This is a genomic window from Thermosynechococcus sp. OHK43 (genome assembly GCF_014466085.1).
Taxonomy (GTDB): domain Bacteria; phylum Cyanobacteriota; class Cyanobacteriia; order Thermosynechococcales; family Thermosynechococcaceae; genus Thermosynechococcus.
The window spans coordinates 1-11,547 of sequence record NZ_JACOMP010000163.1; the positions used below are offsets into that span (position 1 = coordinate 1).

Annotated in this window: 10 protein-coding genes; 7 read left to right on the plus strand and 3 right to left on the minus strand. The window is 55.8% G+C overall.

The features are described 5' to 3' along the window. From H8Q75_RS06830 to H8Q75_RS06845, 4 genes are all read left to right on the plus strand, one after another. Positions 1-1,748: DNA gyrase C-terminal beta-propeller domain-containing protein (locus H8Q75_RS06830; protein WP_297040972.1), on the plus strand; the 1,748-nt coding region annotated here is incomplete at its 5' end. After that, the gene (gene hpnA, locus H8Q75_RS06835) at positions 1,745-2,734 is read left to right on the plus strand and encodes a hopanoid-associated sugar epimerase (RefSeq protein ID WP_024124236.1); all 990 of its coding nucleotides are present in this window, start codon (positions 1,745-1,747) and stop codon (positions 2,732-2,734) included. The genes H8Q75_RS06830 and hpnA, both read left to right, overlap by 4 nt. Before the next feature lie 49 nt (positions 2,735-2,783). After that, positions 2,784-3,866, plus strand: coding sequence for a class I SAM-dependent methyltransferase (locus H8Q75_RS06840; protein ID WP_024124237.1), 1,083 nt, complete (start codon positions 2,784-2,786; stop codon positions 3,864-3,866). Positions 3,867-3,986: 120 nt separating this feature from the next. Then, positions 3,987-4,436: a hemerythrin family protein gene (locus H8Q75_RS06845; RefSeq protein WP_024124238.1), complete on the plus strand. Its 450-nt coding sequence runs from the start codon at positions 3,987-3,989 to the stop codon at positions 4,434-4,436. Between the two features lie 9 nt (positions 4,437-4,445). Here H8Q75_RS06845 and H8Q75_RS06850 read toward each other — a convergent pair whose 3' ends face one another. The 3 genes from H8Q75_RS06850 to H8Q75_RS06860 form a co-directional block, all read right to left on the minus strand. Further along, entirely contained in the window at positions 4,446-6,182 is a 1,737-nt protein-coding gene (locus tag H8Q75_RS06850) for a diflavin flavoprotein (protein ID WP_297040973.1), read from the minus strand. Between the two features lie 103 nt (positions 6,183-6,285). After that, entirely contained in the window at positions 6,286-7,704 is a 1,419-nt protein-coding gene (gene dacB / locus H8Q75_RS06855; protein WP_024124240.1) for a D-alanyl-D-alanine carboxypeptidase/D-alanyl-D-alanine-endopeptidase, read from the minus strand. Continuing rightward, positions 7,670-8,161: a GNAT family N-acetyltransferase gene (locus H8Q75_RS06860; RefSeq protein ID WP_024124241.1), complete on the minus strand. Its 492-nt coding sequence runs from the start codon at positions 8,159-8,161 to the stop codon at positions 7,670-7,672. The genes dacB and H8Q75_RS06860 overlap by 35 nt, the downstream gene beginning before the upstream one ends. A gap of 303 nt (positions 8,162-8,464) precedes the next feature. Here H8Q75_RS06860 and H8Q75_RS06865 point away from each other — a divergent pair, with 303 nt between their 5' ends. From H8Q75_RS06865 to H8Q75_RS06875, 3 genes are all read left to right on the plus strand, one after another. Continuing rightward, positions 8,465-10,195, plus strand: a complete 1,731-nt coding sequence (locus tag H8Q75_RS06865) for a succinate dehydrogenase/fumarate reductase flavoprotein subunit (RefSeq protein WP_297040975.1) — start codon at positions 8,465-8,467, stop codon at positions 10,193-10,195. A gap of 4 nt (positions 10,196-10,199) precedes the next feature. Then, positions 10,200-11,249 (plus strand): potassium channel protein, encoded by a 1,050-nt coding sequence (locus tag H8Q75_RS06870; protein WP_024124243.1) that lies wholly within the window; start codon positions 10,200-10,202, stop codon positions 11,247-11,249. Continuing rightward, positions 11,246-11,547, plus strand: a 302-nt coding sequence (locus H8Q75_RS06875) for an NAD(P)-binding protein (protein WP_297040974.1), incomplete at its 3' end; no start/stop codon positions are given. The genes H8Q75_RS06870 and H8Q75_RS06875, both read left to right, overlap by 4 nt.

An 11,547-nucleotide genomic window follows, 5' to 3' on the forward strand; every position in this document is an offset into this window, starting at 1 on the left:
ACCAAACCAACAAGGCAGCACTGATGGAAAAAATTGCCGAGTTGGTCAATGAGAAAAAAATTGAGGGCATTGCCGACCTGCGCGACGAAAGCGATCGCGATGGGATTCGGGTGGTGATTGAGCTAAAGCGGGATGCCTACCCCCGCGTGGTGCTGAACAATCTTTACAAGCAAACGCCGCTACAGGTCAATTTTGGGGCCAATATGCTGGCGATCGTCAACGGCGAGCCGCAACTGCTGACCCTCAAGCGCAGTTTAGAGGTGTTCCTTCGTTTCCGCGAAGAGGCGATCGCCCGCCGTACCCGCTATGCCCTGCGCAAGGCCGAAGAACGGGATCACCTGCTCCAAGGATTGCTGGTGGCGCTGGCCAATCTCGATGCCGTGATTCAACTCATTCGCAGCGCCAGTGACACTGCCCTTGCTCGCCAGCAATTGATGCAAACCTATGCCCTCAGTGAGGCCCAAGCCGATGCCATTTTACAGATGCAACTGCGGCGCCTCACCGCCCTAGAGGCGGAAAAAATTGAGCGGGAGCATGCGGAGCTGCAGCGGCAAATTGCCGATTACCGGGATATTTTGGCCCATCGGCAGCGGGTACTGGAGATTATTGAAAAAGAAGTGACAGAACTCAAGGCCAAGTATGCCACGCCGCGGCGATCGCGAATTGTACAAGCGGATGGGGAGATTAGCGACACCGATTTAATTGCCAACGATAAATCCGTCATTCTCGTTACCCAGCAGGGCTACATCAAGCGGATGCCGGTGGATACCTTTGAAGCCCAAAGTCGCGATGGCCGGGGACGCAAAGGAGCAGAGATTAAGGAAGATGATGCCGTTGAGCACTTCTTTAGCTGTAATGATCACGATCGCATTCTTTTCTTTAGCGATCGCGGTTTAGTCTATGCCTTGCCCGCCTACCAAATTCCCAGTGGCTCCCGCCAAGCCCGCGGCACCCCCATTGTTCAACTGCTACCCATTCCCCGCGAGGAAAAAATTACCTCCGTCATTGCTGTCCAAGAATTTAGTGAAGATGAGTATCTCGTGATGCTCACCCGTAAGGGCTTCATTAAGAAAACACCACTGGCGGCCTTTAGTAATATCCGCGCCAATGGCCTGATTGCGATTTCCCTTGAAGAGGGAGATCAACTGCGGTGGGTGCGCCGTACCCGCGAAGAGGACACCATTATCATCGGCTCGCGCCAGGGCATGGCGATTCATTTTCGCGCCAGTCACGATCAACTGCGCCCCCTTGGCCGTGCCACCCGGGGGGTCAAATCCATGAGCCTGCGGCCGGGGGATGAACTGGTGGGGATGGATATTCTACCGGCGGCGATCGCCAACCGTTTTGCCGCCACCCCTGAGGATGACCGTGCCGAGAGTGAAGATGCTGAGGAAACAGTCGTTCACAGTGAAGGCCCTTGGGTACTGGTGATCACCACCAATGGCTACGGCAAGCGGGTACCGGTGCAACAGTTCCGGCTGCAAAACCGCGCTGGCATGGGCATTACCGCCACCAAGTTCAAAGCCAAAAGCAATGAGGATCAACTGGCGGCGCTGCGGATTGTCAATGCCGAGGATGAACTGATGATTGTTACCAGTCGCGGCATCATCATTCGCCAAAAGGTGATGGACATTTCCTCACAGTCGCGATCGGCCACGGGCGTCCGTCTGCAACGGCTAGATGAGGAGGATGCAATTGTCACGGCAGCGGTCCTGCCCCCCGGTAGCATGGAGGCAGCGGCAGATTGAGCACTACCGCCTTTCTCACGGGTGCCAGTGGCTTTGTCGGTACCCATGTGGCTCAGGTTCTCGCAGAAAGGGGCTATCGCGTCCGTGCCCTGGTGCGACAACCGCAGCGGGCCGATCATCTCAAGCCATGGGATGTGGAGCTGGTGCAAGGGGATTTATGCACTAGCGACCTCGTCACCTTGATGCAGGGGTGCCAAGTGCTCTTCCATGTTGCAGCCCATTACAGTCTGTGGCGGCGCGATCGCCGCCTTCTCTATGCCGTTAATGTGGAGGGCACCCGTCGCATCTTGGCCGCTGCCCGTGAGGCTGGTATTGAGCGCACGGTTTACACCAGTTCCGTCGCCGCCATTGGTGTTGATCCCAGTGGCCAACCCACCACCGAAGCCTACCAAAGCCCCCCCGAAAAGCTAATCAGCGAGTACAAGCGCTCCAAGTACTGGGCAGAGCAGGTGGCTCACGAGGCAATCTCCCAAGGCCAAGATATTGTGATTGTCAACCCCAGTACCCCCATTGGTGCTGGGGATGCAAAGCCCACCCCCACCGGTGAAATCATCCTGCGCTTTTTACGGCGACAGATGCCCTTTTACGTCAACACGGGGTTGAACCTGATCCATGTGCGGGATGTGGCGATCGGTCATCTTTTGGCCTTAGAAAAAGGCAAAACGGGTGAACGCTACATCCTCGGTCACCAAAACCTAACGCTGGCAGACATTCTGGGACGATTAGCCGCGATGACTGGGCTGCCGCGCCCCCTTGGCGAAATTCCCATTGGGATTCCCTTAGTGGTGGCTTGGTTGGATGAAGTGGTGCTGGGGGCTTTGGGCAAACCCCCCGCGATTCCTGTGGATGGGGTGCGCATGGCCCAGCAAAAAATGTTTTACGATGCCCGCAAAGCTGTGGCTGAATTGGGTTTGCCCCAGACGCCGATTGATGAGGCACTGCGGGACGCTGTGACTTGGTACCGCGAACGGGGGTACTGCCCCTAGGGTTTGCGATATAGTGGGGAATGGAAATTATGAAGTTTAGTTAAGAGCTATGTTGGTTGCGCCCTTTGCCTCTCAGTTGCCCTTTGTGGAAGAGACGCTTCACAGTAGCTATCAAGCCCTGCAATGGGGTAAAAACATTTTTGCGATCGCCCACAAAACCCTGAGTGCGCGGCTTTTGAATACGGTCTTTCCCACGGAAGAACGGACGCAACCCCTCAGCCCCGAATTGCAAGCCTGGCTCAAGGAACGCTACGAAACTCTACTCCAGCAAGATTGGCAGGACGCCGCCGCAGGTTTCTATCCTGCTGCCCTGCTCTTTGATGCCCCTTGGGAAGAGTTCCTCCGCTTTTATCCCCTGCTGTTGCTAGACTTGCCGCAGATGTGGCAGCGGGCGCGATCGCGCCAATTTCAGGAGTTTGCTAAAAACCTGCGCCTTGAGGACTATCCGCAGTACTATCGGCAGAACTTCCACTACCAAACCGATGGCTACCTCAGTGAAACCTCCGCCAACCTCTACGATGTCCAAGTGGAACTGCTCTTTGGTGGCACGGCAGATGCAATGCGGCGGCGGGTGATTGCCCCCATTGCCCAACATTTTGTTGCTCATCCCCCCGCGCCACCCCTGCGCATTCTCGATGTTGCCTGTGGCACCGGTCGCACCCTAAAACAACTGCGCTACGCTTTCCCAGCGGCGGTGCTCTTTGGCCTTGATTTGTCCCCCGCCTACCTGCGCAAAGCCAACGCCCTACTGGCGACCCAGGCGGGTGCGCTGCCGCAACTGATTCAGGGCAACGCTGAAAGCCTGCCCTACGTGGATAGCTATTTTAGCGCCATCACCTGTGTCTTTCTCTTCCATGAACTGCCCGCCCCCGTGCGCCAAAACGTGATCTATGAATGCGCCCGCGTTCTGCAGCCGGGAGGCATCTTTGTCATCTGTGACTCAATTCAAGCCTTGGATTCCCCAGAGCAGCGTCCGATGATGGAAAACTTTGCCAACCTTTTCCACGAGCCCTTTTACCGCAACTATATCGAGGATGATCTCAACATTCGCTTAGAAAAAGCGGGTCTGGTGGTCAAAGAGGTGCAGCACCACTTTATGAGTAAGTATTGGGTAGCGGTTAAGCCTTCTTAGCCCAAAAGCCCTAGTCCACTACGGTTTGTAACAGTGCCTACCTGCTGCAATGGGAAGCGGCTAGGCTGAAGGCAATAGGTCAAAATAGTTTTTCCCCGTTGCAATCGGGAGGGTTTATTCATGGATGGGCTGGCATGGCAGGCGGCGTTTGTCTCTGGCTTGGCGAAGGTCGATCAGGAGCATCAGGCACTCTTGGAGATGTTACAGCAGCTACGCTCGGCGATCGCCGCCGGGGCAACCTTTTCCCAGGTCAAGCCGCAGTTACAAGCCTGCGCCAGGGAAACGGAACGCCACTTTCAGCACGAAGAGACCCTGATGGCTACTGCCAACCATCCCCTCTATCTCTCCCACCGTGCCGCTCACCAAAATTTGCTGCGAGATTTGAGTGGCCGGCTTGAGGAGGTGCACAGGCATCCTGAAAACCTAACGCCGGCAACGATAGAGGCCATTGGTACTCTGGTGGTCCGCCATATTTGCGAAGAAGATTTGCCGATGCTTTATCTGCTCACCCATCCCGAGGAGCTAGCGCAGCAACAAGGGGCTGAATTAACCGCTGAAAACGCGTTCTAGATGCCTGGGCTAACTGCTGGTTTTGCGATGTTGGATTGCGGTTAAGCCACTGGTTTGCAGCAACTCGCCACTCTCGACCACGGCATAGATGAGCCAGTGATTGCCACAGTTCATGCGGGACTCTACGGTGCACTCCAAATAGGCAAGGGCATCGAGCAAAATGGGGGCACCACTCTCAGCGCTTTTGAGGCCAAGCGTCGCTAGCTGTTGCTCCCCCAGGCGTTGCGCCTGCTGAAATTGACGTACTAGGGGACTGCCTTCCTTGAGGATATTCAAGACAAAGCGATCGCCCACTAGGCAGAGGCTTTCCGCCCATTCCTGGGGCAAGGACACCGTGATGCCAGGGGGATGAAAAGAGGCTTGGGAGACCGACGACACCAAAATAGCCGCCGCTTGGGTAAGGTGAAAACACCCTTCGGGTAGGGTGGTCAGAACACACAGGGAACCGACCACCCGATTCACAGCCTGTTCGGTGCGATCCACTTGTGCCTCCGCTAGACTGGGAGGGCGAACAGTGCGGCTCTTGCGCAGTTTTTTCAGGGCTTGGGCAAACTCGCTGGCAGCAATTTGGCATTTTTCCAGATCGCTAGCTGTGGGGGTAAACTTCACCCGCAGCGTTTCAAAGCCAAGGGTATAGCCGGCATCAACGAGCTTTTGCTCAATGTCATCAATGGCCTCGCCACTCCAACCGTAGGAGCCAAAGACCCCAGCCAGCTTGGTTTGGCTGCCTTCTGCCAAGATAAAGCCCAAGGCGGTCTGCACCTGGGTCGGCATGTGCCCTCCTAGGGTGGGCGAGCCAATGATAAAGCCGTCGCTACTGTGGATCAAGGCTTGCATTTCCGCTGGGGGAGTGGTTTCACAGTTAACAGCTTCCACTTGAACGCCGGCGGCGGTTAGCCCCTGGGCAATCGCATTGGCCAGAATTGCCGTATTGCCATAGGCAGAGGCATAGAAAAGCGCTACCTTGGTGTCCTGTGCCGTTTGGGCTTGGCACCAGTCGCGATAGTCCTGAAAGAGGCGGCTACGGCTAAACTTGACAATCGGGCCGTGGGCGGGGGCATAGAGGCGCGGGGGCGGTGTCAGTTCTGCCAAGCGATCCAAAATGCTTTCCACTTGGCGGGTTTGTGCTGCATGCAAACATTGAAAGTAGTAGGCACGATCCTCATCCAGTTTTTTCCACTGCTCATCGTAGAGACTATCGCCACAGACATGGGCACCAAAGAGCTTGTCGCTGAACACAATTTGATTTTGGGGATCAACGGTCATTAGACCATCGGGCCAGCGGGGCGTAGCAGCGGCAATAAACATGAGTTGGCGATCGCCCCCCAACTCCAAGGGGGTTTCCGCCCGCGGAATCCAGAGATTCAACTGCTCACCAACCGCAGAGCGCAATGCCACTGCTGCAGCCTTAGAGCAGACAATAGTGATCTGGGGCGCTTTTTCCAGCAAGACCTTGACGGTGGCAAGGCGATTGGAGTTGACATGACTGAGAATCAGGTACCGCAGTTGACTGAGATCAATGTGCTGCTGGAGTTCTTGTAAATAAATCTGGGTAAAGGATTCCCCCGGCGGATCTAGAAGCGTGGGTTGGGGGGCCTGAATGAGGTAGGAATTGGAGGTGGTTCCCTGTTGGCGGCCATATTCTACTTCAAACTTCAGCCGATCCCAAGTGCGCGATCGCAGAACCAAAATCCCCGGTGCAATTTCCGCCACTTGAACGTCCCGCGGACGCGTTTCCGTTAGCATTGGATACCTCCTAAAATTTACCCCGCCGATTGCCGACAGCCTGAGCACTGCTCGCCAAGATTCGGCACCCCTTTTTGAGAACACTATAACGCAGTTCCCTAGATTACAAATGACGGTGGAACCCTAGCCCCCAGCGATCGCCCCCAACCTCTGAGGCGCGATCGCAAGCCCGCAATTGGGCGAGCAGAACCACCATCCGATCCAACCCCGCACGCAGGTGTGCCGTTGTTTCCCCTGCTTGATTGACAACCATGCTAAAGACTAGGGGGCGATCCTCGAGGGGTTCCACATAGCCTGCTAGGGCAGCCACCCCTCGCAAAGTCCCTGTTTTGGCCCAGACGCGATCCTGAGCTGCCGTATCCCGCAGACGCTGGCGCAGGGTTCCGGATCGCCCCGCAAGGGGGAGCGATCGCCGCCACAGCAAGGCATGATCGGTGCGCGCCATTTGTTGCAACAGCGTCACTAAACCATTGGGGGTCAGCCAATCTTGCCGCGACAGTCCGGAACCATCCACTAACACAGCCCCTTGCACCCCAATCTGCGCCAAGTAACGTTGGCGATAACCGGGTTGTGCAGCCTCCAGAGCTGCAAAGAGCATTTCTGCATAGAAATTGTCACTCTCTTGGAGAATTGGCAAGATTAACTGGCCTAGGGGGGGTGAGGCATGGCGCACCAATAAATCCGGTAACGGCTCTGCTGTTTCCACAGGGCGAATCTGCTGCACCTGAATGCCTGCTTGGGCAAAGGCACGCTGCACCTGCTGCTGAAGATAGGGGATGGGCTCCCGCAGGGGAATGCGCATTTCTGCTGGCTCACTGCCCCTATGGAGTTGACCGCGCACAATGATCTGCTGGCCGCGCACCTCACTTTCCAAAAATTCCGGCTCAGAGGGAGCCACGGTGCGGGTCTCATTGACCACTCGAAAATTAGTCTCCGGCTGCCGTAGGGCTAAGGGTTGACCCAACTGTTGCGGTCTCACCTCTAGGTTGAGGGCATTTTGATTGATACTTAAGCGCAGAATGACGGCCGCATTACCCATCGTGAGGTCTTCGATTGCCCATGTGGGTTCAATCGTCACGGGTGTTACGCCGCCAAGCTCCAAGACTTGAATTTGGCGAATCCCCTGCTGAGCAAGGCTAGTGGCCATTTGTTGCAGGGCTTGGCTGCTGAAACTGGGATCAAAACTGCCCTGAAGACGCAGGGTTGTTCGGTCGGGCGATCGCGCGCTCAGGGTGGTGACAAAGCGATGACTCGCTCCCCAGTAGTCAAGGGCGGCAGCTACCGTGGTCAGCTTCACATTCGAAGCCACCAAAAAGAGTTTTTCCCCTTGGTGGTTGTAGAGCACCTCGCCACTGCTCAAATCCCGCACCACAATGCCCCACTGTCCCCGTTGCCATTGGGGGTTTTGGATCTCCTGTGCAATAGCGCGAGCCAAGTCTTGGCGGCAGAGACCAAAGACGGCAGGGGAAACCAGCAGGAGAATAAGACTAGCAGGGGGCAGAAGCCATCGAAGCCATACCATGGAGCACTACGTCCTTGACATAGACCCGATCGCAGCGCTGCGTTTCCACACCCGTGGCGGGCCGATAGCCCGCCTTCTCGTACAAATGCACAGCCACAGTCATCACTGAGGCGGTTTCAATCCAGATTTTGCGGTAGCCCGCCGCTTGAATTGCTGCTTCCAGATGGTGCAGGAGGAATGTCCCTAGGCCTTGGCCACGCACCCGCGGATGAAGGTACATCTTGCGAATTTCCACAGCCGCTTCGCCCCGCTGAATGGGATAGAAAGCAATTGTGCCAACGACTTCCGCAGCTTGCTCCACCACCCAAAATTGTCCACCCCGGCGATGGTAGTAATCTTCAACGTGAACCACATCGGCATCGGCTCCCTCGGGTTGCCAAGAAAGGCCAAACTCACTGAGGACATTGGCAATGAGGTGCATGACCGCTGCCCGATCGCGATCGCACCAATGGCGCACCCCACACCCCCCATAGTGAAGAAAAAATGCACTCAAGGACGGCTGCCTCCAGTAGAATGACAGTTCTTTTCACAGAGAGAGAACCCAGGCAAAAGCATCAAAACCACTCTGCCTCAACGGTCGTGGCGAAGACCGGCCTTCAGGCACCCCACTGAAAAAAGAACTGTACTGCCACTCTAACGATTCAGCGTGAGGCGCGCAAGATCATTTTGCTACTGTTTTTATCTTGGTTTCATCTTTGCTGCCGCCGTCACTCTCCTAATCGCCAAACTAGTATAGGAAAGGATGCTGAACAAACGGACGATGCAAGACTTTGGCGTTGTGATTGTCGGTGGTGGCCTAGCAGGCTGTCGGGCTGCTTTGGAAATTTGCCGGCTGGCCCCCGAGACCCCCATTGCCCTTGTGGCCAAAACCCATCCCATTCGTTCCCACTCCGTTGCCGCCCAAGGGGGCATTGCGGCTACCCTCAAAAATGTGGACACCGAAGACTCTTGGGAAAGCCATGCCTTTGATACGGTCAAGGGGTCAGACTTTCTTGCGGATCAGGATGCTGTAGCCATTCTTGCCCAAGAAGCGCCCGGTGTGGTGATTGACCTTGAGCACTTGGGGGTGCTCTTTTCTCGCCTGCCCGATGGCCGCATTGCCCAACGTCCCTTTGGCGGTCACACTCACCCGCGCACCTGCTATGCCGCCGACAAAACGGGTCATGCCATTCTCCACGAACTCTACTGCAATCTCCTGAGGTACAATGTCACCTTTTTGAGTGAGTGGTATGTGCTGCGGCTGATTGTCGAGGAGCAGCAGGCCAAGGGGGTCGTTGCCTACCACATTGAAACGGGTCAACTGGACATTCTGCGGGCACCCGCCATTCTTTTTGCCACAGGGGGCTATGGTCGGGTCTTTAATACCACGTCTAATGATTTTGCCTCCACTGGGGATGGCTTAGGGATGACGGCACGGGCAGGCTTACCCCTTGAGGATATGGAGTTTGTCCAATTTCACCCGACGGGGTTGTATCCAGCGGGTGTCTTAATTTCTGAGGCGGTGCGCGGCGAAGGGGCTTATCTACTCAATGCCGAGGGGGAACGCTTTATGGCACGCTATGCCCCCAGTCGTATGGAACTGGCTCCCCGTGATATTACCTCGCGGGCGATCGCCATCGAAATTCGCGAAGGGCGGGGCATTCACCGTGATGGTTCTGCGGGTGGGCCTTTTGTCTATCTCGATGTCCGCCACTTGGGTCGCGAAAAAATCCTGAATCGCATTCCCTTCTGTTGGGAGGAAGCCCATCGCTTGGCGGGGGTGGATGCGGTGGTGGCGCCGATTCCTGTGCGTCCGACAGTGCACTACTCCATGGGGGGCATTCCGGTCAATGTCAATGGTCAGGTGCGGGCCAATGCCACAGAAATGGTGACAGGGTTTTATGCCGCCGGCGAATGTGCCTGTGTCTCGGTGCACGGTGCCAATCGCTTGGGCAGTAATTCTCTCTTAGAATGTATAGTCTATGGCCGCCGCACCGGTGCCGCGATCGCCAAGGATTTACCGAGTCTGCCCCGCCCCCAATTGGACCCCCAGCCCTATCTACAAGCAGCAGAGCAGCAGATTCAACACCTCTTTGATCAAGCAGGGGATCTGCGCCTTGCCCAACTGCGGCGGCAAGTACAGGATTGTATGACCCAATACTGTGGTGTCTTTCGCACGGCTGAGTTAATGCAGCGGGGCTTAGGGGAATTGCAACAGCTCAAGGCTGCCTATGGCCGGATTCGTCTTGACGATCGCCAGCGCTATTGGAACACAGAGCTGATAGAAGCCTTTGAGTTGGCCAATATCCTAGTGGTTGCTGAAGTCATTTTAAGCAGCGCCCTTGCCCGCCAAGAGAGTCGTGGTGCCCACTTCCGTGAGGACTATCCCCAGCGGGATGATGTCAACTTCCTATGCCACACCCTAGCCACCTATCACAACAGCAACGGCATTCAAATTGACTATCTGCCCGTCACCATTACCCTGTTTCCCCCCCAAGAGCGCACGTATTAAAGCCATGCGACGGTTACCTGCAACCCCTGCCCTCAACCGTTTTATTATTGGCATCACCCTCTTTATCCTCATCATGTTGGTGGCAGTGGCGGGCTATACCAGCTTTGGCTGGCACTGGCTTGATGCCCTCTATATGTACGTGATCACCGTGTTTGGCATTGGCTATAGCGAAGTGCGACCCCTGATTACGCCGGCGCAACGCTTCTTCAACATGATGATTATTGTGGCCGGCAGTGCTGCAACCGTCTATACCATCGGTGCAGTGGTGCAACTGTTTACCGAAGGGGAGATTAAGCAACTCCTAGAGATGCAGCGGGCCAGCCGCGACATTAACAAACTCAAGCACCACGTTATTGTCTGTGGCTTTGGCCGCATTGGCCAGGTGGTCGCTCAGGAGTTAACCGCCACCAAAACCCCTTTTGTGATTTTGGATGTCAATGAACAGCGCATTGATTTAGCCATCCAGTCGGGCTATTTGGCCTATTTAGGAAGTGCGGTGGAGGAGGAAACGCTACAAGCGGTGGGCATTGATCGGGCGATCGCCCTTGCTACAGTGCTGCCCAATGACACGATCAATGTCTTTATTACGCTGACGGCGCGCTCTATGAATCCGAGTTTGCTGATTGTGGCGCGGGCGAATTTCGCTACGACAGAATCGAAGCTACGCCTGGCAGGGGCAGATCACATTGTCTTGCCGACAAAAATTGGCGCCAGTCAAATGACGAACCTCATTCGGCGGCCCCGCATTGATTTCCTCGAACAAACGGGCGATCGCGAAACCCTCAACGACCTCTTGAGCCATATTGATGCCCGCCTCGAGGAACTGGAGATTACCCCCGATTACCCTTATGTAGGGACGCGCTTGACAGGACTGGAGGTACGCGGTCAAGGGGCATTTATCATTGTTGGCTTGCGCAAAAGCGATGGCCAACTATTCCCGACCCGCACCAATCCCCTTGTGGAAGTGGGCGATACATTGATTTTATTGGGGCACGCCCAAGATGCCCCCAAGCTCATTCGTAAGTATACCGCCCGGGTCCGCTACCCCCAATGACACCCCCCTCTCATCTTCCTGAGCTCAAGGAGCACGTCATCATTTGCGGCTATGGTTCTCTAGGTCGCACCTTGGCGAGGAACTTGGCCGCCGCCCAAATTCCCTTTGTTGTGATTGACAACCAGCGGCAGCGACTACGGCTTGCCCAGCAGTCAGGGCACCCTTTTTATCGCGGTGATGATCTGATGGATGAAAATGAACTCTTGGCCGTGGGGGCAGATCGCGCTCGCACTTTGGTGGCGGTTTTAGACGATGATGCCAGCAATGTCTTTATTACGCTAATTGCCCGTCGCCTCAC

What these genes read in the sequence shown, in the direction of transcription:
- H8Q75_RS06840 (WP_024124237.1), top strand. Translation starts at nt 2,784, where the DNA reads ATGTTGGTTGCGCCCTTTGCCTCTCAGTTGCCCTTTGTGGAAGAGACG.
- H8Q75_RS06845 (WP_024124238.1), top strand. Translation starts at nt 3,987, where the DNA reads ATGGATGGGCTGGCATGGCAGGCGGCGTTTGTCTCTGGCTTGGCGAAG.
- H8Q75_RS06850 (WP_297040973.1), bottom strand. Translation starts at nt 6,182, where the DNA reads ATGCTAACGGAAACGCGTCCGCGGGACGTTCAAGTGGCGGAAATTGCA.
- dacB (WP_024124240.1), bottom strand. Translation starts at nt 7,704, where the DNA reads ATGGTATGGCTTCGATGGCTTCTGCCCCCTGCTAGTCTTATTCTCCTG.
- H8Q75_RS06865 (WP_297040975.1), top strand. Translation starts at nt 8,465, where the DNA reads ATGCAAGACTTTGGCGTTGTGATTGTCGGTGGTGGCCTAGCAGGCTGT.
- H8Q75_RS06870 (WP_024124243.1), top strand. Translation starts at nt 10,200, where the DNA reads ATGCGACGGTTACCTGCAACCCCTGCCCTCAACCGTTTTATTATTGGC.